General features: G+C 29.9%; 24 protein-coding genes. 23 read left to right on the forward strand and 1 reads right to left on the reverse strand.

Going from position 1 to position 25,780, the window contains the following annotated elements; all coding sequences use genetic code 11:
- Positions 1-126: 126 nt before the first annotated feature.
- From Q0075_RS10350 to Q0075_RS10405, 12 genes are all read left to right on the forward strand, one after another.
- Positions 127-1,215, forward strand: a complete 1,089-nt coding sequence (locus Q0075_RS10350; protein ID WP_297869442.1) for an N-acetylmuramoyl-L-alanine amidase — start codon at positions 127-129, stop codon at positions 1,213-1,215.
- 13 nt (positions 1,216-1,228) lie between these two features.
- Positions 1,229-2,344: an N-acetylmuramoyl-L-alanine amidase gene (locus Q0075_RS10355; protein ID WP_297869443.1), complete on the forward strand. Its 1,116-nt coding sequence runs from the start codon at positions 1,229-1,231 to the stop codon at positions 2,342-2,344.
- Positions 2,345-2,379: 35 nt separating this feature from the next.
- Entirely contained in the window at positions 2,380-3,333 is a 954-nt protein-coding gene (locus Q0075_RS10360; protein WP_297869444.1) for an MlaD family protein, read from the forward strand.
- A gap of 10 nt (positions 3,334-3,343) precedes the next feature.
- A complete protein-coding gene (locus Q0075_RS10365; RefSeq protein WP_291109615.1) occupies positions 3,344-4,666 on the forward strand; it encodes a (Fe-S)-binding protein in 1,323 nt (440 codons plus the stop codon).
- A 32-nt stretch (positions 4,667-4,698) separates the two neighbouring features.
- Positions 4,699-5,487, forward strand: coding sequence for a (Fe-S)-binding protein (locus tag Q0075_RS10370; RefSeq protein WP_297869445.1), 789 nt, complete (start codon positions 4,699-4,701; stop codon positions 5,485-5,487).
- A gap of 4 nt (positions 5,488-5,491) precedes the next feature.
- Positions 5,492-6,094 (forward strand): hypothetical protein, encoded by a 603-nt coding sequence (locus Q0075_RS10375; protein ID WP_297869446.1) that lies wholly within the window; start codon positions 5,492-5,494, stop codon positions 6,092-6,094.
- Positions 6,095-6,096: 2 nt separating this feature from the next.
- Positions 6,097-6,579 (forward strand): ABC transporter ATPase, encoded by a 483-nt coding sequence (locus Q0075_RS10380; protein ID WP_291109621.1) that lies wholly within the window; start codon positions 6,097-6,099, stop codon positions 6,577-6,579.
- A 2-nt stretch (positions 6,580-6,581) separates the two neighbouring features.
- Positions 6,582-7,805, forward strand: coding sequence for a phosphoserine phosphatase SerB (gene serB, locus Q0075_RS10385; protein WP_297869447.1), 1,224 nt, complete (start codon positions 6,582-6,584; stop codon positions 7,803-7,805).
- Positions 7,806-7,949: 144 nt separating this feature from the next.
- Positions 7,950-10,868, forward strand: a complete 2,919-nt coding sequence (locus Q0075_RS10390) for a glycoside hydrolase family 3 N-terminal domain-containing protein (RefSeq protein ID WP_297869448.1) — start codon at positions 7,950-7,952, stop codon at positions 10,866-10,868.
- Positions 10,869-10,907: 39 nt separating this feature from the next.
- Complete coding sequence (locus Q0075_RS10395; RefSeq protein ID WP_297869449.1) at positions 10,908-11,363, forward strand: DUF1801 domain-containing protein; 456 nt, start codon at positions 10,908-10,910, stop codon at positions 11,361-11,363.
- Between the two features lie 65 nt (positions 11,364-11,428).
- Positions 11,429-12,559, forward strand: a complete 1,131-nt coding sequence (bshA, locus tag Q0075_RS10400) for an N-acetyl-alpha-D-glucosaminyl L-malate synthase BshA (protein ID WP_291109629.1) — start codon at positions 11,429-11,431, stop codon at positions 12,557-12,559.
- Positions 12,559-12,984, forward strand: coding sequence for a protease complex subunit PrcB family protein (locus Q0075_RS10405; RefSeq protein WP_291109631.1), 426 nt, complete (start codon positions 12,559-12,561; stop codon positions 12,982-12,984). Before bshA ends, Q0075_RS10405 begins: the two co-directional genes overlap by 1 nt.
- Positions 12,985-12,991: 7 nt before the next feature.
- On the opposite strand, the gene Q0075_RS10410 is transcribed toward Q0075_RS10405, so the two are convergent.
- Positions 12,992-14,176, reverse strand: coding sequence for a cytochrome c peroxidase (locus Q0075_RS10410; RefSeq protein WP_297869450.1), 1,185 nt, complete (start codon positions 14,174-14,176; stop codon positions 12,992-12,994).
- Positions 14,177-14,313: 137 nt separating this feature from the next.
- On the opposite strand from Q0075_RS10410, the gene fabG reads away from it, so the two are divergent.
- The 11 genes from fabG to Q0075_RS10465 all read left to right on the forward strand — a co-directional run bounded on the left by fabG (position 14,314) and on the right by Q0075_RS10465 (position 25,718).
- Positions 14,314-15,060: a 3-oxoacyl-[acyl-carrier-protein] reductase gene (gene fabG, locus Q0075_RS10415; protein ID WP_297869451.1), complete on the forward strand. Its 747-nt coding sequence runs from the start codon at positions 14,314-14,316 to the stop codon at positions 15,058-15,060.
- 15 nt (positions 15,061-15,075) lie between these two features.
- Complete coding sequence (locus tag Q0075_RS10420; RefSeq protein ID WP_297869452.1) at positions 15,076-17,103, forward strand: hypothetical protein; 2,028 nt, start codon at positions 15,076-15,078, stop codon at positions 17,101-17,103.
- Positions 17,104-17,757: 654 nt separating this feature from the next.
- Positions 17,758-19,146, forward strand: coding sequence for an LTA synthase family protein (locus Q0075_RS10425; RefSeq protein WP_297869453.1), 1,389 nt, complete (start codon positions 17,758-17,760; stop codon positions 19,144-19,146).
- Between the two features lie 87 nt (positions 19,147-19,233).
- A complete protein-coding gene (locus Q0075_RS10430) occupies positions 19,234-19,668 on the forward strand; it encodes a thioredoxin family protein (protein ID WP_297869454.1) in 435 nt (144 codons plus the stop codon).
- A complete protein-coding gene (locus tag Q0075_RS10435) occupies positions 19,668-20,651 on the forward strand; it encodes an FAD:protein FMN transferase (RefSeq protein ID WP_291110217.1) in 984 nt (327 codons plus the stop codon). The genes Q0075_RS10430 and Q0075_RS10435 overlap by 1 nt, the downstream gene beginning before the upstream one ends.
- A 1-nt stretch (position 20,652) precedes the next feature.
- A complete protein-coding gene (locus tag Q0075_RS10440; protein ID WP_291110219.1) occupies positions 20,653-20,862 on the forward strand; it encodes a DUF4266 domain-containing protein in 210 nt (69 codons plus the stop codon).
- An 11-nt stretch (positions 20,863-20,873) separates the two neighbouring features.
- Positions 20,874-22,310 carry a DUF3570 domain-containing protein gene (locus Q0075_RS10445; RefSeq protein ID WP_297869455.1) on the forward strand — a complete coding sequence of 479 codons (1,437 nt, stop codon included), beginning with the start codon at positions 20,874-20,876 and terminating at the stop codon, positions 22,308-22,310.
- Between the two features lie 12 nt (positions 22,311-22,322).
- A complete protein-coding gene (locus tag Q0075_RS10450) occupies positions 22,323-22,988 on the forward strand; it encodes a response regulator transcription factor (RefSeq protein WP_291110222.1) in 666 nt (221 codons plus the stop codon).
- Between the two features lies 1 nt (position 22,989).
- Positions 22,990-23,874 carry a cation diffusion facilitator family transporter gene (locus Q0075_RS10455; RefSeq protein ID WP_297869456.1) on the forward strand — a complete coding sequence of 295 codons (885 nt, stop codon included), beginning with the start codon at positions 22,990-22,992 and terminating at the stop codon, positions 23,872-23,874.
- Positions 23,875-23,876: 2 nt separating this feature from the next.
- Complete coding sequence (locus Q0075_RS10460; RefSeq protein ID WP_297869457.1) at positions 23,877-25,265, forward strand: HAMP domain-containing sensor histidine kinase; 1,389 nt, start codon at positions 23,877-23,879, stop codon at positions 25,263-25,265.
- 78 nt (positions 25,266-25,343) lie between these two features.
- A complete protein-coding gene (locus Q0075_RS10465; RefSeq protein WP_297869458.1) occupies positions 25,344-25,718 on the forward strand; it encodes a hypothetical protein in 375 nt (124 codons plus the stop codon).
- Positions 25,719-25,780: the final 62 nt, after the last annotated feature.

Below are 25,780 nucleotides of genomic sequence, written 5' to 3' on the forward strand. Positions count from 1 at the left end.
TGCAATGCTTTTAATAGTATTTTTGTAAAAATTTGGCTCACTTTTTGAAGTGTCAAACTTACATATATTTTTTTGCAAAAATAATGTTTTAATAAAATTATAACTTATAAACCTAGCAATTGTTTTATGCCATTAACAAAAAATACAAATTATTTATTTTTATTGCTCTTATTCTTAACGTTTAATATTGGATTTGCTCAAAATAGCAGTAAATTTAAAGTAGTTTTAGATGCCGGTCATGGAGGAAAAGATCCTGGAGCAGTAAAAAACGGTGTTAAAGAAAAAGATGTTGTTTTAGATGTTGTGCTAAAAATTGGTAAAATCTTAGAAAAGAATAATGAGATTGAAGTAGTATATACAAGAAAAACTGATGTTTTTGTTGAATTAAGAGAAAGAGCAAATATAGCAAATAAAGCTAAAGCTAATTTGTTCATTTCGGTTCATTGTAACTCTGTTAAATCTGGAAACCCAATTGGTGCCATGACATTGGTAATGGGGATGTCAAGAACAGGGACTAATTTAGAAATTGCAAAAACAGAAAATGCTGTAATTTTTCAAGAAACGGACTATAAAACAAAATATAAAGGGTTTGACCCCAATAATCCGGAAACGTTAATTGGTTTAAAAATAATTCAAGAAGAATCTTTATTACAAAGCATAGAATTAGCAACTTTGATTCAAAATCAATTTCGTGATGAATTAAATAGAAAGGACAAAGGTGTTCATCAACAACCTCTTTGGGTTTTGGATGCAACAGTTATGCCAGGTGTTTTGATTGAATTAGGTTTTGTTTCACATCCTGACGAAGCTAGGTATTTAGATTCAGATAAAGGAAAGGAAGAAATGTCGAAATCAATTACCAATGCAATTTTAAAATACAAAAGTAATTTTTTTAATGGTAATGATGTTATTGAACCAGAATCTATAATTTCAAATAGAACTGTAAATAATCCTAAAATTACAACTGATAAAGTCCAAGAAAACTCAAAATTAAATAAAACTTTTTATAAGGTTCAAATTTCGGCAAGTCCTAATAAAATAGATACAAAACCCTCTAATTTTAAAGGTTTGAAAGGAATAACTGTTCAAAAAGAAAGAAAAATTTACAAATATTTTTACGGTGAAGAAAATGATTACAATGCATGCAAAATGAAATTAGAAGAAGCTAAGAAAAAAGGATATGCATCTGCTTTTATTGTAACTGTAACAAATTAATAATTCATTTCATATGTTTAAAGGATTTTTTTTTACTCTTGCACTATTCAATGTTTTTACGATTTATAGTCAAAGTCAAAAATTCAAAGTAATTCTTGATGCTGGTCATGGAGGTAAAGATTATGGTGCAGTATACCATGGAAATATCGAGAAAAATATTGCTTTAAAAACAGTTTTACAAGTAGGTTCATTATTAGAAAAAGATTCTGAAATTGAAATTATTTACACTAGAAAAACGGACGTTTTTATTGAATTACAACAGCGTGCAAATATTGCAAATAAAGCGAAAGGAAATATTTTTGTTTCTATACATTGTAATGCTAATAAAAACCTTGCTGCATCTGGAAATGAAACCTTTGTTATGGGAATAACAAGAAATACCTCTAATTTAGAAGTAGCAAAAAACGAAAATGAAGTAGTTACTTTAGAAAAGGATTACAAAATTAAATATGATGGTTTTGATCCAAATTCACCAGAATCAGTAATCGGTATTTCAATTCTTCAAGAAGAACATTTAGATCAAAGCATTGAATTAGCAGGAAGGGTTCAAGAGTTCTTCATGAAAAAAACTCAAAATAAAAACAGAGGAGTTAAACAAGCTGGATTCTTAGTTTTAAGACAAATATCAATGCCAAGAGTACTAATTGAAATGGGCTTTGTATCTAATAAAGAAGAAGGAGAATTCTTGAATTCAATTGAAGGACAAGAGCAGTTGGCCGAAGCTATAGCAGGAGCCATTATGGATTATAAAAACGAATTTTTTAATCCTTCAAATAATGACAATGTAAAATCAAATATACCAGAAGACAACAAAGAAGAAATAGAAATTATCAAAAAAGAGATTCCAAAAAAAACTGTGGAAAAAATTTCAGAAAAAGGAATAATTTTTAAAATTCAAATAGCAGCTAGTGTTAATGAACTAGATACTTTTCCATCAAATTTCAAGGGTTTAACTCCAATTTCAGTAGAATCAACAGGCAGTTTATTTAAATACTTTTATGGTTCAGAAAAAAGTTATGATACTGCCAAACAGAAACTAGAAATTGCAAAACAAAAAGGTTACTCAACAGCTTTTATTGTTGCTTATAAAGATGGAATAAAAATAAGCCTTTCCGATGCAATTAAATAAAATAAAAGTTTAATTTTGTTAAAAATTATTAAGCTTTGAAACTAACAAGAGAAATCAAAACCGCCATCCTCGTTATCGTATCGATATTATTGTTTATTTGGGGATATAATTTTTTAAAAGGAAAAGACCTATTTAGTAGTAGTACTAGAATTTATGTTGTCTATGATAATGTAGCTGGGCTTGTAGATTCTGCACCAGTAACATTAAATGGATTGGCAATTGGGAAAGTTAATTCAATTAATATTCAATCAGATGGTAAGTTATTGGTTGAAATGCAAATTACTACTGATTTTCCCATATCAAAATCTAGTATTGCTGAAATATACGATTCTGGTCTAGTAGGAGGAAGGCAAATTGCTATTAAGCCAAATTTCCAAGATAAAAATTACATTAAATCTGGTGACTATTTAAAAGCTAGTAGTAAACTAGGTATTACTGATGCCTTGGCACAACAATTAGAACCACTTCAATATAAAGTCCAAAAACTATTGGATAACGCGGATGCCATGATATCTAATATTAATGACGTTTTGGATGCTAGTACAAAGAAAAATATTAAGAACAGTATAGCTGAATTGAATAAAACACTTTCTGAATTCAGTGTAGTATCTAAAAATGTAAATGAAATGCTTGCTGAGAACAAATTGAAAATCAATTCAGCAATGACTAATTTAGATAAAACGTCTGCTAATTTTTCTAAAATTTCTGATTCACTTGCAAAAGCTAACTTAGGTCAAACAGTTAAAAATTTAGAAAAAACATTAGCAAGTGTAGAGAAAATTATGTCTGAAATAGAAAAAGGTAACGGAACCGTTGGTAAATTAGTGAAAGATGATGCTATGTACAATAATTTTACTAAGACTTCGAAAGAATTAGAGTTATTGCTTCAAGATCTTCGCTTAAATCCAACACGTTACGTTAATGTTTCTCTTTTTGGTAAGAAAAATAAACCTTATGTAGCGCCAGTTAATGACACAATTAAAAAATAAATTATAAACAATGGGTTTTCTAGATAATATTTTATTCGCATTGCTTTTAGGAGCGGGTATTGGTTATTTTGCAATTAATGTAAAAAAACTAATTCGTAATATCAAATTAGGTCAAGATGTAAATCGAAGTGATAATGCTTCTGAACGTTGGAAGAATATGACTATGGTTGCTTTAGGTCAATCTAAAATGGTAAAGCGTCCAATTGCAGGATTTTTACATATTGTGGTTTATGTAGGTTTCGTAATTATTAATATCGAAGTTATCGAAATTATTATCGACGGACTTTTTGGAACACACCGTGTTTTATCGTTCATGGGCGGATTTTATGATGTATTAATTGGCTCATTTGAAATTTTAGCATTTTTAGTTTTAGTTGCAGTAATCATATTTTGGATTAGAAGAAACGTAACCAAATTAGGTCGTTTTGAAAGTTCAGATTTAGATGGTAAACCAAGAAACGATGCCAATTACATTTTGTATTTTGAAGTTGTTTTAATGACATTATTCTTAGTAATGAATGCAGCTGATTTCCATTTGCAAAATTTAGGAATAGGTCATTATAATCAAGCAGGAAGTTTTCCAATTTCTCAATTCATTGCACCAATGTTCAACGGAATGAGTGAAGGATTAGTAGTAGTTATTGAAAGAGCCGCTTGGTGGTTACACATTGCCGGAATTTTAGTTTTCTTAAACTATTTATATTTCTCTAAACATTTACATATTTTATTAGCTTTCCCAAATACGTACTTTGCAGATTTAAATGCGAAAGGGAAATTAAATAATTTAGAAAGCGTTACAAACGAAGTAAAATTAATGATGGATCCAAATGCAGATCCGTTTGCAGCGCCAGCAAATCCTGATGCTGTGCCAGCTAAGTTTGGTGCTTCAGATGTTCAAGATTTAAATTGGGTGCAGTTATTAAACGCTTACAGTTGTACCGAGTGTGGCCGTTGTACTTCATCTTGTCCAGCGAACCAAACAGGTAAAAAATTATCGCCGCGTAAGATTATGATGGATACTCGTGATCGTCTAGAGGAAGTTGGAAGAAATATTGATTTGAATAAAGGAGTTTTTGTGGATGATGGAAAATCATTATTAAACGATTACATTACTACAGAAGAATTATGGGCTTGTACAACTTGTAATGCTTGTGTGGAAGAATGTCCAATTAATATTAGTCCGTTATCAATTATTATCGATATGCGTCGTTATTTGGTAATGGAACAAAGTGCTGCTCCAATGGAATTAAACAATATGATGAGTAATATTGAAAACAATGGTGCGCCTTGGCCTTATAATCAAATGGATCGATTAAATTGGGTTAACGAATAATTTTACATTAACTATCTTAAATAGTATATAATATGTCTGAAAATTTAATTGTACCAACAATGGCCCAAATGATGGCCGAAGGAAAACAACCTGAAATTTTATTTTGGGTAGGTTCTGCTGGTAGTTTCGATGACAGAGCAAAAAAAATATCTAGAGCTTTCGTTAAAATATTAAATAAAGCAAATGTTAACTTTGCTGTTTTAGGAAGTGAAGAAAGTTGTACAGGTGATGTCGCAAAAAGAGCTGGAAATGAGTTTTTATTTCAAATGCAAGCTTTAATGAATATTGAATTGCTTAATGCATATGAAGTTAAAAAAATCGTAACCTGCGATCCGCATTCATTTAATTGTTTAAAAAATGAATATCCAAGTTTGGGGGGGAATTATGAAGTTGTTCACCATACTCAGTTTATTCAGCAACTTTTAAAAGAAGGTCGCATAAGCTTCAATAAAGACACATATAAAGGAAGCCGTATTACGTTTCATGACCCCTGTTATTTAGGCAGAGCTAATAATGAATATCAAGCTCCTAGAGAGATATTATCACAAACCAATGCTCAAATTGTTGAGATGAAACGAAGTAAAAATAATGCTTTGTGTTGTGGAGCTGGTGGTGCCCAAATGTTTAAAGAACCTGAAAAAGGAAATATGGAAATTAATGTTTTAAGAACACAAGATGCTCTTGAGACTACTCCAAATATTATAGCTACGGGTTGTCCGTATTGTAACACAATGATGACTGATGGTGTAAAATTTGCACACAAAGAAAATGATATTAAAGTGTTAGATATTGCTGAAATAATTGCTAACGCTCAAGGTTAATAAAATGAAAAAAAAAATATGCATCATTGTTTTACTATTTGTAAGTTTTTCATATTCTCAAAATCTTACGAAAGAAGAACTTATCGATAAACTATCTGATAATGCTTGCGAATGCACAAATAAACAAGAAATTACAAAAGATAATTTCGAGTTAACTCTTGGAATATGTTTATTGGAAGGAATTAATATTTTTGAGAAAGATGTAGAAAAACACTATGGTATAGATATCGTTTCAGACGATAAAAAAATGGAAGAATTAGGATATGACATTGGAAAAAAAATGGGTTTAAAATGTCCTACCGTATTCAAATTTATGTTAGACTATGAAGAAAATAACACTGATGCAGATTTTAATGAATTAACAATATCAGGTAGTGTTGTTGAAATAAAATCAGATCAATTTCTATCCTTAAAAGTAAAAGAAGACTCAGGAAAAATCAATCAATTTATTTTATTAGGTAATTTTGATAATTCTTTCTTACTAACAGATAAAGTTTTAAAAGTTAAAGATCTTGTTGACGTTACTTATTATGAAATGGAACTTTTTGATGCCAAAATAGCAAAGTTTATTTCGTTTAAAATTATTTCTGATATAATAAAAAAATAATCATGTACGTACCATTTGATACCTTACCAGAAGAATCTAAAATTTGGATATATCAATCGAATAGAAAATTCTCTGATGAAGAAATTCAAGAAATTGAAACAGAACTAAAATTCTTTTTGGAGAATTGGACATCACATGGGCAGCATCTTGAAGCTTCTTTCGTAACTCGATACAATCGTTTTATTATTATTGCGGTAAACCAAGAAGTACAAACTGCTACAGGTTGTTCAATTGATGCTTCAGTACAATTTATACAAAATTTAGAACAAAAATATAATGTAGATTTGTTAGATAAAATGAACGTTACCTTTAAAGTTGGCGATCATGTAGCATTTAAACCGCTTATCGAATTTAAAAAGATGGCTAAGGAAAAAGCAGTGTCAGAAAATACTATCGTATTTAATAATTTATTGAACACACTTGGCGAATTACAAGATTTTTGGGAAGTTCCTGCTAGTGAAAGTTGGCATAATCGTTTTTTTTAGCAATGGATACCGAGATTTTTTTACTCAATATTTCAGGTCAAGACAAACCCGGATTAACATCTTCACTAACTGCTGTTTTATCTGAATATGATGCAAAAATTTTGGATATAGGTCAAGCTAACATTCACAATACTTTATCCTTAGGTATTCTTTTTCAAATCAAATCTGGAAAAAAATCTGCTGCTGTATTAAAGGATTTATTGTTCAAATCATACGAATTAGGAATTAAAGCAAAGTTTACACCAATTACTCTTGATGATTATGAGAATTGGGTAAGTTTACAAGGTAAAGATCGTTATATTGTAACTCTTTTAGGAGATAAATTAACTGCTAAGCACATTTCAGAGGTAACCAAGGTAATATCTGAAAAAAATTTGAATATCGATGCTATAAAAAGACTAACTGGTAGAGCATCTTTAATAAAAGAGGAAGATTACCCAAGAGCTTGTATTCAGTTATCAATTCGTGGTGTAATACATAATAAATCGGAATTCACGTCACGATTTATGCAAATTTCGAGTGACTTAAATTTAGATATTGCCTTTCAAGAAGACAATATTTTTAGAAGAAACAGACGTTTAGTTTGCTTTGATATGGATTCCACTCTAATCCAAACTGAAGTAATTGATGAATTAGCAGAACTCGCGGGTGTTGGAGAACAAGTAAAAGCCATTACGGAATCAGCCATGCAAGGCGAAATTGATTTTCAAGAAAGCTTCAAGCAAAGAATGCTTCTTTTAAAAGGTTTAAGTGAAGAAGTTCTAGAAGAAGTTGCTATTAATTTACCCATCACAAAAGGTACAAGAAGATTAATTGGTACATTAAAATCATACGGTTTCAAAACGGCAATTTTATCAGGTGGATTTACCTATTTTGGAAAATATCTACAAAAAGAATTAGGAATCGATTACGTTTATGCCAATGAATTAGAAATCAAAGATGGAGTGCTAACCGGTGGATATATTGGTGAAATTGTAGACGGAAATAAAAAAGCAGAATATTTAAAAGAAATCGCACAAAAAGAAGGAATTCACATCAATCAAACAATCGCTGTTGGTGATGGTGCTAACGATTTACCCATGCTAAATTTAGCTGGTTTAGGAATTGCTTTTCATGCAAAACCCAAAGTAAAAGACAACGCACAAAGTTCTATTTCAAGCATTGGTTTAGATGGTGTTTTGTATTTGTTAGGCTACCACGACCGTCATATTGATTTAATGGATTAGTCTATTCATATCTTCGTAAAAAAAAATAGAATCCCTAGTTAACAACTTTCTTCATAAAATAAACCTAAAACGCTTTATTTTAAAGTAAAGATGTAGTATTTTGGCATGGATTTAGTTCTAAGTTAAAAAATCAAACTATAATTTATGCAAAGAGTGCTCACACTACTGTTTTCGGTAGTTTTCATACATATATCATTTTCCCAAAATACAACTAAACCTGTTTTAACGGCTAAAAAAGTAGTTTCACAACAGGTTTGGGTCGACAGTATTTACAACCAATTTTCGTTTGAAGAAAAAGTTGGGCAGCTGTTTATGGTTGCTGCATATTCTAATAAAGATGAAGCACACAATAAATCCATCGATAATTTAGTTGAGGAATATAAAATTGGAGGTCTGATTTTCTTTCAAGGCGGACCAGTGCGTCAAGCTAAGTTGACAAATCGTTATCAAGCAAAATCAAAAGTGCCATTGTTCATCGGAATTGATGCCGAATGGGGTTTAAGCATGCGATTGGATTCTACCTATCGTTATCCTTGGAACATGACGCTTGGAGCAGTTCAAGACATGAAATTGATTGAAAAAGCGGGAAATCAAATGGCAAAACAATCAAAACGAATGGGAATTCATTTCAATTTTGCTCCAGTTGTTGATATTAATACAAATCCTAAAAATCCAATTATTGGCAATCGTTCGTTTGGAGAAACTAAAGAAAACGTTACCGCTAGAGCCATTGCTTTAATGAAAGGTTTACAAGATGAAGGAGTTTATGCAACAGCGAAACATTTTCCTGGTCATGGTGATACATCAACTGATTCACATCATACATTACCGATAGTAAATTTCGATAGAAATCGTTTGAACGATGTAGAACTTTTTCCATATAAAGAATTGATTAAAAATGGCTTAACTAGTGTTATGGTGGCGCATTTGAATGTGCCAAGTTTAGAACCGAGAGAAAATTATCCAACATCCATTTCGTATCCGGTTGTTACAGATATCTTAAAAAAAGAATTGCAATTTGAAGGTTTAATTTTTACCGATGCCTTGAATATGAAAGGCGCAAGTAATTTTAAAAAACCTGGTGATATTGATTTAGAAGCATTTTTAGCAGGAAATGACGTATTGTTATTTGCGGAAAATGTTCCGGTTGCGATTAAAAAATTCAAAGAAGCTTTCGATGCTGGAATTATTACAGAAGATCGTTTGATGTATTCGGTAAAAAAGATTTTAGCGTATAAATACAAAGCGAACTTGAACAACTATCAACCAATCGTTTTAGATAATTTGTATCAAGATTTGAATGCAGTTGAATATGACGCTTTGAATTATAAATTATACGAAAACGCAGTAACAGTAATCAAAAATCATGATAAATTAGTTCCTATTCGCGATATTGAAAAAGAGAAAATTGCCTACATTAAATTAGGAAACGATAAATCAGATACATTTTTAGCTAATTTGAGAAATTACGCTTCAATTAGTGAAATTACAAACAAAAATTTAGATTCTGTTTTAGTACAATTGCAAGATTATACGAAAGTAATTATTGGGTATCATAAGCAAGATGGTGCCTGGAGAAATCACAATTTAAATTTCAAAGAAATGCTTTGGATAAACCAAATTGCAAAGCAAAACGATGTAATTTTAACTTGTTTTACGAAGCCATATTCGCTTACGAATTTGAAAAACTTCGAAGATATTGAAACTATAGTTATGGCATATCAAAACAATGATATTGCACAAACGATTGCCCCTCAAATTATTTTTGGAGCCATGGGAGCAAAAGGAAAATTGCCTGTTTCAATTGATGACGAATTCAAAGTAAATGAAGGAATTGAAACATTAGAAATAAAACGTTTAGGGTTTACAATTCCAGAAAACGTGGGTATGAATTCTAAAGTTTTAACTAAAATTGATTCCATTGCTAATCATGCTATTTCTAAGAAAATGACGCCTGGACTTCAAGTGGTTGTAGCTCGAAAAGGAAAAGTTATTTACCAAAAATCATTTGGAAATCACACCTATGAATCAAATCAAAACGTAATGAATACCGATGTATATGATATTGCTTCTTTGACAAAAATTATTGCTACTTTACCTAATGTCATGCAAGAATTTGATCAAGGTCATTTAACTTTAGAAACGAAATTAAAAACTATGTTGCCAGAAGCAAAAAATTCAAATAAAGCAAACGCAACGGTTTTAGATATGTTAACACATCAGGCTCGTTTTCAACCTTGGATTCCTTTTTATAAAGCTACTTTAGACAGTTTAAACCGACCTAGTACACATTATTATAGAAGTGAATTTTCTGAAGAATTTCCTATTCATGTTGCCGATAAATTATACTTAAGAAAAGACTACAATGATTCGATTGTTAAAACTATTTTGGACAGCGAATTATTACCAAAAAAACAATACAAATACAGCGATTTTACATTTATTCTATTTAAAGAATATTTGGAAATGCACAATAAAAAATCGCTTGAAGATTTAGCGCATACTAATTTTTATGAACCACTTGGAGCCAATTCTATTATGTACAATCCATTGCGAAAAGTGAATTCTAATTTGATTATTCCAACGGAAAATGATACGTATTTTAGACATCAAGTAATTCAAGGATATGTTCATGATATGGCTGCTGCTATGCAAGGTGGAATTTCAGGTCATGCGGGTTTGTTTGCCAATGCTTTGGATGTAGCTAAAGTGATGCAAATGTATCTTCAAAAAGGAACTTATGGTGGAAGAACTTATATTTCTGAAAACACATTTAACATGTTCAATACCTGTTATTTTTGTAAGGAGGGCAATAGAAGAGGAGTTGGGTTTGATAAACCACAATTAGGAAATGAAGGACCAACATGTGGTTGTGTTTCATTAACAAGTTTCGGGCATACCGGATTTACAGGTACCATGACTTGGGCTGATCCTGAAAAAGAAATTGTTTATGTTTTCTTATCTAACAGAACATATCCAGATTCAAATGCAACTAATAAATTATCTAAAGAAAATATTAGAGAAAATATTCAAAAATTAATTTACGAAGCTATTGTTGATTAATTATTGTAAATTTAATTTATAAAATTCAACCAATTAAAGATGACATCAAAAGCAACTACAGTAGAACAATATATCAACGAAGCTCCAGAAGACAGAAGAGAAGCGTTACATAAATTAAGAAATGTTATTTTAGAGAATCTTCCAGAAGGATTTCAAGAAGGCATGGGGTATGGTATGGCGGGTTATGTTGTGCCACATTCTATTTATCCTCAAGGATATCATTGTGATCCTAAACAAGCATTACCATTTATGTCATTTGCAAGTCAGAAAAATAGCATCAATTTTTATCATATGGGAATTTATGCAAAACCTGAATTATACGATTGGTTTGTAACCGAATATCCAAAACATTCAAAGCAAAAATTAGACATTGGAAAAAGCTGTTTGCGCATGAAAAATCCAGAAAATATTCCGTTTGAATTGATTGGTGAATTAGTAAAAAAAGTTACAGTACAAGATTGGATAGCTACTTACGAAGCGGCTTTTAAAAAATAACTTTTAACAAATGTTTTAGAATTGCCAACGTTAGAAGTGGTAATTTTATTTCAAAATTTAAATAGATGAAAATTGCGATAGTTTGTTATCCTACATTTGGAGGAAGTGGTGTTGTGGCCACCGAATTGGGTTTGGAATTAGCCAAAAGAGGTCACGACATTCATTTTATTACATACAGTCAACCCGTGCGGTTGGCATTGTTAAATCCGAATGTGCATTATCATGAAGTTCACGTTCCCGAGTATCCGTTGTTCCACTATCAGCCATATGAATTAGCACTTTCGAGTAAGTTAGTGGATATGGTAAAATTGTACAAAATTGATGTTTTACATGTACATTATGCCATTCCACATGCGTATGCAGGTTATATGGCAAAGCAGATGTTAGCAGATGAAGGTATTCATATTCCAATGGTAACAACATTGCACGGAACCGATATTACTTTAGTTGGAAATCATCCATTTTACAAGCCTGCAGTAAGTTTCAGTATCAATAAATCGGATGTGGTAACGAGCGTTTCACAAAGCTTAAAAGACGATACATATCGCTTATTTGATATTACAAATGAAATCCAAGTTATTCCAAATTTCATTGAATTAAACAAAGAAAAACTAAAAGAAAATATTCCATGCCATCGTTCGTTAATGGCTAATGAGGACGAGAAAATCATAACTCATATTTCTAATTTTAGAAAAGTAAAGCGTATCGAAGATATAGTTAGAATTTTTTATGAAATTCAGAAAGAAGTGCCATCAAAATTAATGATGGTAGGTGAAGGTCCAGAAAAAGAAAGAGCAGAGCAATTATGTGAACAATTAGGAATTCAAAACAAAGTGATTTTCTTTGGAAATAGTAATGAAATTGATAAAATTTTATGTTTTTCCGATTTGTTCTTATTACCTTCAGAAACAGAAAGTTTCGGATTAGCCGCTTTAGAAGCAATGGCTTGCGGTGTTCCTGTAATTTCGAGTAATTCTGGTGGACTTCCCGAAGTAAATAAAAATGACTTTTCTGGTTATTTGAGTGATGTTGGCGATGTTGCTAAAATGAGTAGTGATGCTATTTCTTTGTTAAAAAATGAGGATAAATTAGCCCAATTTAAAGTGAATGCTTTAGAAACAGCCAAGCTATTTGATATCCATAATATTGTACCCTTATACGAAAAAGTATATTTTAAAGCTTTAAATTCTAAATAATGATCAAAATTCTTCCCATTTTATTCTTGATAATGTCATGCAGTAATACTAAAGTTATTTCGGATAATTCATTCACTATAATACATAAAAGTGATTTTGGTGGTTCAGAAAAACCAGGGCATCTTTTAATTCAAGATAATGAGACTTACATAAATTTTATAGAATCTTTAAAATTAGACGAATCTCAATATGCTAATTTTTTAAAAGTAGATTTTAAAACGAAAAATGTTTTGGTATTATTTCAGGGGCAAAAAAACTCAGGAGGCTATTCAATTGATATAGATTCAGTTAGAAATGACAATCAAACCATTTTGGTAAAGAAAAATGAAATAGTTCCAAAAAAAGGCGAAATAGTTACAGCTGTAATTACCTCGCCTTTTTGTATCGTTTTGATTCCAAAAGGAAATAAATTAATAATTGAATAATTAAATATTAATTAAAAGGATTAGACCATTTTTGATTTGTATAAACATCAGTTCCAGATAATGTTCTTAAGAAAGCAATAACTGCATTAACTTCTGTTGCAGTAAGATTTAATTGTTGTCCTAAACCTCCTGGTCTTAATCTTGGATCTAAATTATTATTTCCAGGCGCAATATTAATAGTTCCATAATGTCCAATTGCGGCTTGTAATGAAGTAATTACACCTGTGTGCATCATTGGTCCATTAGTAGTACCATCTGTCTTTACTAAATCGCGTAGTGTTGGAGCTTTTGTATTTCCAGTATCAATGCCTGTTCCAGCAATAGTTCCAATAATACCATTATTTAAAGTGTTAGGATCAATATCAAATTCAGGAGCTCTATGACATCCTGCACATCCTAATCCGCCACTAGTTCTTACACCATTCGGATTAAATACGGGTGGTGTTAAAAATAAATTTTTACCTTGATTTTCCTGTGCAGTAAAATTTGAAAAAGGTTGCCCATCATTTGTAGCTAAAGCTCTACCTGCATCATATTTAGAATCAAATGATTGAATACTTCTAATAAATTGTGCTAAAGCATTTTGAATTTTATTTTCTGTTATTTCTTCTGAACCATAAACAAATTTAAATAGTTCTCTGTAATAACCAATTCCGTTTAATCTTGTAATTAAATCGTCAAATGATAAATCACCATTTTCTCCACTAAATCCCATTTCTCCATGGTCTTTAATTGGCATTGTGGTTTGAGTTTCTAGGTTAATTGCGCGTTCATTCCAAAAGAACTTAGTTTCGGTAGCAAATCTTGAATTTATTAAACGCATTGAATGACGACCAGTTGAAGCGTTAACTCCTGTACTCGCAACATTAGTATCACTAAAAGCAAATTCTTGTTTATGACAGCTAGCACAAGAAATTGTGTTATTTGATGATAGATTTTTATCATAAAACAATACTCTTCCTAAAGTAGCGCCTTTATCTGTTATAACATTTCCTTGAGAATTATTTTTCGTAATATAGGGTGGAACAATTTGATTGGCATAATTTGCTAAATTGTTTAAATCTATTGAAGAACCAAATTCAGCTTCTACAAATGGGTATGACGGAATTACTTCATAATTATCATCAGAATTATTACTACAAGAAGTCAATACGAAAATGACAAAAAGACCTAAAAAAAATTGGTTTTTCATAATTGATTGTTTTAAGATTATTTTAGTAAGACAATGATTTATAAAAAAGGTTTAATTGAACTTTGACTTTTTTTATACTTTAAAATATTCCTATATTTGAACTTTATTACAGAAACAAACTAATACAAATATTTACCATGAAATTATTAGAAGGAAAAGTTGCCATTATTACTGGTGCAAGCCGTGGAATTGGTAGCGGTATAGCTAAAGTTTTTGCAGAACAAGGAGCAAATGTTGCCTTTACTTATAGTTCGTCTGTAGAATCGGCAATGGCTTTAGAAAATGAATTAAATGCTTTAGGAATTAAAGCTAAAGGATACAAATCAGATGCAGCTGATTTTAACGAAGCGCAAAAATTAGTAGATGACGTAATTGCTGAATTTGGAACTATCGACGTTTTAATCAATAATGCTGGAATCACAAAAGACAACTTATTAATGAGAATGTCTGAAGAGGATTTTGATAAAGTAATCGAAATCAACTTGAAGTCGGTTTTCAACATGACTAAAGCGGTACAAAAAATTATGTTGAAAAACCGTAAAGGTTCTATCGTAAACATGAGTAGTGTAGTAGGAGTAAAAGGAAACGCTGGTCAAGCCAACTACGCAGCTTCTAAAGCAGGTATGAACGGATTTACTAAATCAATCGCGTTAGAATTAGGTTCAAGAAATATTCGTTGCAATGCAATCGCTCCAGGTTTTATCGAAACTGAAATGACAGCTAAATTAAACGAAGATGTAGTAAAAGGTTGGAGAGACGCTATTCCATTAAAACGCGGTGGAACTCCAGAAGATGTAGCAAACGTTTGTGTTTTCTTAGCTTCTGATATGAGTGCTTATGTAACCGGACAAGTTATTAATGTTGACGGTGGAATGTTAACTTAAGAGTTTAAACTATAAATGACAACAAGCACAATTTTACTTCTCATATTATCAGTAATTATTGCTGCTGGATTGTCGTTTTACCAATATTTGTATAAAGTCAAAAATCAGTCAAAATTGAATTGGTTTTTGGCTTTTTTACGTTTTATTACTTTGTTTTCAATCTTTTTGTTGCTGATAAATCCAATTATTAGTCGAAAAATAACAGAAATTAAGAAAACACCTTTACCAATAGTAGTAGATAATTCCAAATCTATTTCCGAATTAAAAGCCACTAAAGAAGCATCAGAATTATATCTTAAAATTGCTGAAAATAAAGCGATTTCCGAAAAATATGATGTGCAATTGTTTTCGTTTGCCGAAGAATTTCAATCCTTAGAAAAGCTTGATTTTAAAGGAAATCAATCGCATCTTGATGGTGTTGCTAAAAATCTGAAGCAATTATACCGAAATACCAATTATCCTGTAGTTTTATTTACCGATGGAAATCAAACCATGGGAAATGATTATGTGTTTAGTTTTCAGGAAAATACAAGTGTTTTTCCAGTTGTTTTAGGAGATACAACTTCGGTTTTGGATTTGAAAATTAATCAAATTAACGTTAATAAATATGCTTTTTTAAAGAACAAATTTCCAGTTGAGGTTTTTCTGCAATATAATGGAAATGAAACGATTACATCCAATTTTTCAATTCAATCGGGTAATCAAACGGTTCATAAACAAACCGTTACCTTTTCAAAAGATAAAAAAGCCCAATCGGTTACTATTTTATTAAATGCGGATAAAGTGGGAATAGCAAAATACAAAGCTGTTATTTCTTCCAACATTAAAGAGAAAAATACTGTTAACAATACCAAGAATTTTGCCGTTGAAATTATCGATCAGCGAAGTGAAATCGCTCTAGTTTCAGCTATCAATCATCCGGATTTAGGGGCTTTGAAGAGAAGTATTGAAACTAATCAACAACGAAAAGTTTCAATTATAAAACCAAATGAAATTAAATCGTTACAAGATTTCAATGTTTTAATTTTGTATCAGCCAACGACAGCTTTTAAATCGATATTCGATCAAAATAAAGTTGCCCAAATCAATACGTTTGTGATTACTGGAACGGCAACTGATTTTAATTTTCTAAATCAAGTTCAGGACGATTTGAATTTTAAAATGTCAACATCAAAAGAAGATTATTTGGCTACGTTTGAATCCAATTTCAATTTGTTTGCTCAGTCGAACATTGGATTTGAAAACTTTCCACCTTTAGAACATAGTTTTGGAGTAATTACAGCAAAAAATAATGTAAATACCTTACTATCGGCTAGAGTTAGAAATGTTCCAGTTCAGAATCCAATTTTAACTTTTACGGAAAATGGAAGTAAACGTGAAGCTTATTTATTGGGTGAAAACATCTGGAAATGGCGTTTGGAAAATCATTTGAATAAGAAATCATTTGAGGATTTTGATTTGTTTGCTGATAAAATCATTCAGTTTTTAGTTTCCAACGCTTCCAAAAAGAATTTGAATGTTACTTACGAAAGCTTCTATAATTCAGGTGAAAGTATTGAAATTACAACCGAATATTTCAATAAAAACTACGAATTTGACGAAAAAGCCCAATTGACAATTCAAGTCACTAATTCCAAAACAAAAGCGACTAAGAAATACGATTTATTGAAAGCTACGAATTCCTATAAAGTAAATTTAGACGGTTTAGAAGCTGGAAATTACACTTTTAAAGTGACTGAAAAACAATCGAATACTAATTTTTCTGCATCTTTTGAAGTGTTAGATTTTGAAATCGAGAAACAATTCGTAAATCCAGATAAAAACCGATTGGAGCAATTGGCTACAAATACAAGTGGAAAAGCGTATTATCCAAATCAAATTGAGAATTTAATTCAGAGTTTGATAGCTAATGAAAAGTATATCCCTACCCAAAAAGAGAGCATTAATAAATTACCTCTAATTGATTGGATTTGGTTGTTAATTCTTGCCATTACAGCTTTAAGTTTTGAATGGTTTATCCGAAAATATAACGGGCTATTGTAATTTAATTAAATCTTAATTTTTAATTAAGTGATTCTTAAGTGTTCTTAAATTTATAAATTACACCTTTGATTAAACAAAATAAATATGAAATTATTTGATTCAACATCTAAACGTTATCAATTATTATTGGGATTTTCAGCATGGTATTTGTTGTTTTCTTTTTTTATAAGAATTATCTTTTTATTCTGGCAACTCAATGAGATAGATATTTCATTTTTATCCTTATTACGTATTCTTTTTACCGGAGTTTTTTTTGATTTAGGTGTTTTATCGTTTTTATATGTAATAAGTACGCTCTACATATTAATTATACCTAGTAAATTTATTGGTAAAAAATTAGACAGAATAACAATATATTCTAGTTTTATTTTGTCCTTACTCATATTTGTTTTTACTTTTTTTGCTGAAATTACTTTTTGGGACGAGTTTAAATGCCGATTTAACTTTGTTGCGGTAGACTATCTAATTTATACATTTGAGGTAGTTCAAAACATACATGAATCGTATCCTTTGTACATTTTGCTTCCTTCGATTTTTTTAATTGTTGCAGTTATTTTTTACTTTTTTTATAAAAATAATTTTTTTAAAGAAACTTTCGAAGCTAAAATAACTGTCAAAAAACGAATTTTACCTTTTTTCATTTCACTCTGTTTGATGTTTTTTTTCGTCTTATTTATTCAAAATTCTGATGCTGAATGGTCTAAAAACAGATATAACAATGAAATATCAAAAGCTGGTATTTATTCTTTCTTTGCTGAATTCAGAAACAATAAATTAGATTTTAAAACATTTTACCCATTCATTTCTGATCAAGATGCATTTCAAATCATTCGTAATAATTTAACCGATGACAATATAAAGTTTGTTACTAATGATTTTTCTATTAAAAGAGAAATTTCAGATTCTTTAAATTCTGATGTTAGGCCAAATGTTATTTTTGTTTTAATGGAAAGCATGAGTGCTAGTTTTATGAGCGAATTTGGAAATGAAAAAAAAATTACTCCATTTTTAGACAGTATTGCAAATCAAGGTATGTTTTTTAGAAATATACAAGCTACTGGAAATAGAACCGTTAGAGGAATGGAAGCAGTAACATTATCTATTCCTCCAACTCCTGGACAAAGTATCGTAAAACGACCAAATAACTCTAATTTATATACAATTTCTAATGTTTTTAAGAGTAAAAACTATAAATGTAACTTTTTTTATGGAGGAGATGGTTATTTTGATAACATGAATGCTTTTTATGGTGGTAATGGTTTTGACATTTACGATAGAGGTAGAGGTAGTGTTTTAAGTGATGCTATAAAAACAACACGTAACAATATAGATGACAGCGAAGTTACCTTTGAAAATGCTTGGGGGATATGTGATGAAGATATTTACAATAAAATGATTCAAGTAGCCGATTCATATCATAATAAAAAACAACCTTTTTTTAATTTTATTATGACTACTTCTAATCATAGACCTTATACTTATCCTGAAAATAAAATTGATATTCCTAGTGGAACAGGAAGAAATGGAGCAGTTAAATATTCTGATTATGCTTTAAAACAGATGTTAAAAAAGGCACAAACCAAGCCATGGTTTAAAAATACAATTTTTGTTTTTGTAGCAGATCATTGTGCTAGTAGTGCTGGAAAAGATGAAATTGATGTAGAAAATTATCATATTCCAGCAATTATTTATGGTAAAAACCATATTAAACCAAATACCGTAGATGTTTTATGTAGTCAAATGGATATTTTTCCAACTTTATTTGGAGCTTTAAATTGGAGCTACACTTCAAACTTTTTTGGAAAAAATGTTTTGTCTAAAAATTATGAACAAAGAGCATTAATTGGAACATATCTAAAATTAGCACTAAAAAAAGAAGATAAGGTTATGATATTATCCAATAAGAAATCGGGACATTATTATAAATGGGACAAAGGATCAAATAAATTATCGCCACTTCCTGTTAATAAAAAAGTTTTGGAAGAAACGATTTCCTGGTATCAGACTGCTGATTATTTATATTTAAATGGTAAATTGAAATAAACTTAATTTTTACTTAATGTAATCATTAGAAAACAATTATTTAAATCTATTGGAGTTTATTTGTATAGAAATTAAAAAATAAAAAAAATGAAAAAATTATTTTTAAGTATCCTATTGTTGTTTTCAGCCTTTAGTTTTTCACAAGATTGGAAATATAATTTTGAAGAAGCCAAAAAAATAGCTTCGGAGGAAGGTAAAAATATTATTATAGTTTTTTCTGGTTCTGATTGGTGTGCACCATGTATCAAATTAGATAAAAATATTTGGCAATCTGAAGTTTTTCAAAAAGAAGCTTCTAAAGAATGGATAATTGTAAGAGCTGATTTTCCTCGAAAAAAAGCAAATACTTTATCAAAAGAGCAAACAGAGCACAACAGAATGTTAGCTGATAAATTTAATCAAGAAGGGAGTTTTCCTTTAGTTGTTATTCTTGACAAAAATGGGAAATTATTAGGAAAAATGGGATTCAAAAACGTATCCCCTGAAGAGTATATTAAAATGATTCATGCTTTTGACAAATAATGAGAAATAGTTTTTTCATATTACTTGTAGTTATTTCATCACAACTATACAGCCAACAACTTTTTAAGAAAAAGCAAAGTTTGTTGGGAAGTCCATTCGAAATTACAGTTATCGCTAAAGATTCAATTGAAGGTAATTATTTTAACAATTTAGCTATTTCTGAAGTAAAAAGAATTGAAAATTTAATTTCAGATTGGATACCATCATCTCAAATTTCTAAAGTCAATCAAAATGCTGGAATATCACCAGTTAAAGTAGATATAGAAGTATTTGAATTAGTTGAAAGAGCCGTTAAGATTTCTAAATTAACTTCTGGAGCATTTGATATTAGTTATGCCTCAATGGATAAAATATGGAAATTTGATGGCAGTATGAAAGAAATGCCATCTGAAGAAGCAATTAAGAAATCAGTTGAAAAAGTAGGCTATCAAAATATAATTTTGGCCCCTAATGAGCAAACAATTTTTTTAAAAAATAAGGGGATGAAATTGGGACTTGGAGGAATTGGTCAAGGATATATTGCTGATAAAATTAAATATCTACTTCAAGAAAAAGGTTGCCAATCTGGATTAGTTAATGTTTCTGGAGATATTAATACTTGGGGAAAACAATTGGACGGAAGCTCATGGACAGTAGGTATTGTTAACCCAATGAATAAAAATAAAGTATTTGCCACTTTTCCACTCGATGATAGTGCAGTTGAAACTTCAGGAAGTTATGAAAAATATGTATCTTTTAATGGAAAACGATATTCACACATTATAGATCCAAGAACGGGATATCCTGCAACAGGTATTATAAGTGTATCTGTTTTTGCTAAGCAAACAGAAATTGCTGATGCACTTGCTACAGGAATATTTGTTTTGGGAGTAGAAGTAGGTATCGATTTAGTAAATCAATTAAAAGGAATAGAATGTATTATAGTGGATGACAAAGGAGGAATTCACGTATCAAAAAATATAGACATCAAAAAATATCAATAGTATGAAAAAATTTATAATCGTTTTTTTAATTTTTATAGGAGTATCTTCTTGCAATTCTGTTAAAGAATATGATAAACAATATATTAATGACCCTGATATGAAATTGTCAGCAAGAGCTTCTGAGCGATATGAAACAACTTTTCAAGTATATAGAGAAGCTGCTTCTGGAGCTAATGGAGGAAAGACAGGTGGAGGTTGTGGATGTAATTAATATAACTAATAATGAAGAATAAAATTATTTTATTACTTGTCTTAATTAGCAATTATGCTTTTTCACAAGTAGCAGATTCTACAAAAATTACTTATAAAAAACGTGTTTTAGAAACAATTGAAGTTGATTTCCTACTAAGTTACTATAAGCAAGATGGTGTTCACTCTTCTGTATCTGGTGGTATGGGTTCAGAAAAGTTAACCGATTTAGCATCAAATATTGTCGTTGCTATACCTTTAAATGATGATGATGTTTTAACTGTTGATATGGGATTATCAGCTTACACATCAGCATCCTCTAGTAATATAAATCCATTTAATGCTACAGGAGCTTCTGGAGGTGATGATGATGATGATGATGATGATAGAGCTAATACAGGCCCTTATGGTACTCCTTGGCAAGCTTCATCTGGTGCATCGGCTCAAGATGTATTGGGAACTGCTGTAATAAATTATAGTCACAGTTCAGATGACAGGAATCTAATCTGGAATGCAGATGTTTCATTTTCAAATGAATATGACTATACTTCATTTGGTTTTGGTGGTGGAATAAGTAAATTATTTAATAATAAAAACTCTGAAGTTAGCATCAAAGGAAATGTTTATTTAGATCAATGGAGACCAATATATCCGACAGAATTACACGAATATGGTGTTTATGGTAATAATTTTCAAAACCAAGGTTATTTTCAAGGTGTTGACATAATAGACCAAAATGGATTAACTTCCAATAGTTATTTACCTTCTTCATTTGAACAGTGGAAAACAACGAATAGAAATTCATATGCTGCTTCATTTGGTTTTTCCCAAGTTGCTACAAAAAAAATGCAATTTTCAATATTTTTTGATCTTTTGCAGCAAGAAGGTATGCTATCAACACCTTATCATAGAGTTTATTTTGCTGATAAAGCTAATTACTATATTGGTCAGGCTCAATATATTCCAGTATATGAATCATCTCAAAATAAAGGGGTTTATCAGTTAGCCGATGATATAGAACGTTTACCAGGAACTCGCTTTAAATTACCATTTGGAGGTAGATTAAATTATTATTTAAATGAAAGGTTTTCATTGAGAACATATTATAGATATTATTGGGACGATTGGGGAATCACATCTCATACTGCTAGTTTAGAGTTACCTATTAAATTATCAGATAAATTTACTGTATTTCCAATGTATCGATATTATGTACAAAATCAATCTAAATATTTTGCACCTTATGAAACTCATTTATCAACTGAAAAGTTTTATACTTCTGATTATGATTTATCTAGTTTTAGTGCAAATCAATATGGTTTTGGGATTGGGTATACCGATATTCTAACTAATGCGAAAATTTGGAAATTTGGATTAAAAAGTATAGATTTTAGATTCAATCATTATGATAGAAATGATGGTTTAAATGCTAATATTATCACTTTTGGAATTAAATTTGTGGAACAATAATCTAATTTAATTATGCACATTCTAATAGTGGAAGACGAAAAAGGTATTGTTGACTTCTTAAAACAAGGTTTAGAAGAAGAAGGATATACCATTTCATCTGCTTCAGATGGTGAAGAAGGATTGAGAAAAGCAATTGAATTTCCAATAGATTTAGTTTTATTAGATTGGATGTTACCCAAAATGCAAGGAATTGATGTTTGTAAAAATATTCGATTACAAAAAAGTAATTTGCCTATTATTTTCTTAACCGCCAAAGATACAGTTCAAGAAACGATTGAAGGATTAAAAGCAGGAGCGAATGATTACATAAAGAAACCGTTTTCATTTGAAGAATTATTAGAGCGTATAAAAATTCATTTTCGCACAAAAGATGAAGTTAAAATTTTAAAGCTTGGAAATATTACCTTAGACAAATCAAAATTTCAGGTTTTTGTTGATAATAAAGAAGTATCTTTGACACAAAGAGAATTTGAGTTACTCGAATATTTAATTAAAAATAAAGGTCAGGTTTGTACAAGAACCAATATTATTGAAGACGTTTGGGACATTCATTTTGAATATGATACAGGAGTTATCGATGTGTTCATGAATGCTATTCGTAAAAAACTAAACCTATCAAAAGATCAAGAATTAATTAAAACCATTAGGGGAGTAGGGTATATCGCAAACGAAATTTAGCATGCCAAACACAGAAAAAGCAATTAAAGCAACATATTTTAGTATCATTGGAAATACATTATTAGCCTTAATAAAAGGTATTACAGGATATTTTGGAAATTCTTATGCTCTGATTGCCGATGCTATTGAATCAACGGCAGATGTTTTTGCTTCTTTTTTAGTACTTTTTGGCATAAAATATTCGAACAAACCCGCAGATGAAAATCATCCTTACGGTCACGGTAGAGCAGAACCTTTAGTTACCTTTCTAGTTGTTGGATTTTTAATTACTTCTGCCACCATTATTGCTTACGAAAGTTTTCAAAATATTCAAAATCCTCATGAACTTCCTAAACCTTTTACGCTATTTGTTTTAGGTGCTATTATTCTCTGGAAAGAAATTTCATTTCAAATAGTAATGAAACGAAGTATTGAAACTAATAGTAGTGCTCTTAAAGCTGATGCTTGGCACCATAGAAGCGATGCAATAACCTCAGTTGCCGCATTTATTGGGATTTCAATTGCGCTATTTTTTGGAAAAGGATATGAATCAGCTGATGATTGGGCAGCTTTATTAGCATCTGGCTTTATCTTATACAATTGTTATAAAATATTTCGTCCGGCTTTGGGTGAAATTATGGACGAACATTTATATCATGACTTGGAGGCTGAAATAAAAAGAATCTCTCAAACAGTAAAAGGTGTTATATGCATTGAAAAGTGTTTTATAAGAAAAGCTGGAATGAAATTTCATGTAGATTTACATGTTATGGTAGATGGTAATAAATCGGTTAAAGAAGGACATGACATTGCCCATCTTTTAAAAGATACTTTACGAAAAGAACTTCTTGAATTAGGCCATGTATTAATTCATATTGAGCCTAATTTTGAATCAATAGAACGTTAATTATGTTTTCTTTTTCATTTAAAAATAGGATAGCTTTTAACTATATTGTAAGTGGTTCATTTCTTATAGCGGTGGTATTTGTTTTTATTTATAGTGTTGTTAAATATAGTGTTAACAATCATATTAATGAAGAAATTCAAGAAGAATTAAACAAACACTTAAACGATATTTCAACCGATTCTAATGACACCTATTTAATTCAAGTAGATCAATGGAGAGCTAGAGAGCATAATTCAATAAGTGTAAATCCTGTTTTTGTTGAATTCTATGATAACCACAAAGAAATAATAGATAAATCACCAAATCTTAAAAATTCCAACATTCAACTTTTAAACAATGTAAATAATAAGTTTATTGATACTAAATTAAATAGTATTCCCATTCGACAAATTCAGACACCTATTATTAATAAAGGTAAAATTGTTGGGTATTTAGTTGTAGCGATGTCTTTGGAAGATTTTCAAATTGTATTAATTTTAAAAAATATACTTTTAATTACTTTTCCTCTGATTTTAATATTACTGTTTTTAATTGCAAGATTTTTTGCGGGTAAAAGTATTAAACCGGTGCAAACTATTATAGAAACATCTAGTCAAATTACTAAAGATAATTTAAAAACAAGAATTCCATTACCATTTAATAAAGATGAATTATATGTGTTATCAGAAAATATTAATCATCTTTTAGATCGAGTTGAAAATGCAATCGATCGTGAAAAGCAGTTTACTTCAGATGCTTCTCATGAGTTAAGAACACCTTTAGCAGTAATTAAAGGAACTTTAGAAGTTTTAATACGAAAACCAAGAAATCAGCAAGAATACGAAGAAAGAATTCAGTTTTGTGTTTCAGAAGTAGATCGATTGAATCATATGGTAGACCAACTTTTACTATTGGCCCGATTTGAAAATCAAAAGCAAAATATTAAGAAAGAAACCATTTATCTAAATGCTCTTATTTTAGATAATCTTATCCGATTCTCAGACAAAATTGATAACAAAAAAATAAAAATTATAACATCGTTTAATGATGATTATTACATCAATTCGGACAATTATTTAATTTCAATTATTTTTAGTAATTTGATATCTAATGCTATAAAATATTCTAATAATGAAACAGATCTTACTATAAAACTTTTTGAAGATAACAATTCCATTTTATTTTCTTTGTCAGATAAAGGGATGGGTATTGCTGCAACAGATATTGATAAAATTTTTACTTCTTTTTTTAGATCCGATGTAGTAAATCATTCTGAAATTAAAGGAACTGGTTTGGGATTATCTATAGTTAAAAGATTATGCGATTTACTGAAAATAGAAATTACTCTAACTAGTGAAATCAATAAAGGAACCACATTTATATTAAGATTTCCTGAAGTAAACCTTAAGTAGTTCTTAAGTTAATTCTTATAAACTATCTTTACATTTGTATTGTAGTTTTTAGTAATTTTAAGAACTTCTTAAATTATAATGAAAAAGTGTTTTGCTATAGTTTTACTTTCAATTTTCATGTGTGCTAACACATCAATTGGGCAATTATTAAAATTTCCTAATCTTATTGAGCATTATGTTGATCATAAAAAGGTTAGTGGTTCAAATTCTATTTCATTTATCGATTACCTAGTTTTACATTATTCTAAAAACGTAGAAAACAATTTAGATCATCAAGATTTACCTTTTAAAACATTTGATACATCTACTTGTTCTTTATTTGTTTTTACCAACTTTAACTACCAAATTTCAGTTGTTAAATCTTGGGTTTCTACTCAAAAAATATTTTTATACAGTGAATCTTTTCAATCCAATTTAATTGATTCTATTTGGTTGCCTCCTAAGATTTTATAATATTTTATTGAATACAGTTTCCGAATGGAAATAGTATAGTTTTATCTTTTTAGATACAATTC

This window comes from uncultured Flavobacterium sp. (genome assembly GCF_937967675.1).
In the GTDB taxonomy this organism is placed as follows: Bacteria; Bacteroidota; Bacteroidia; order Flavobacteriales; family Flavobacteriaceae; genus Flavobacterium.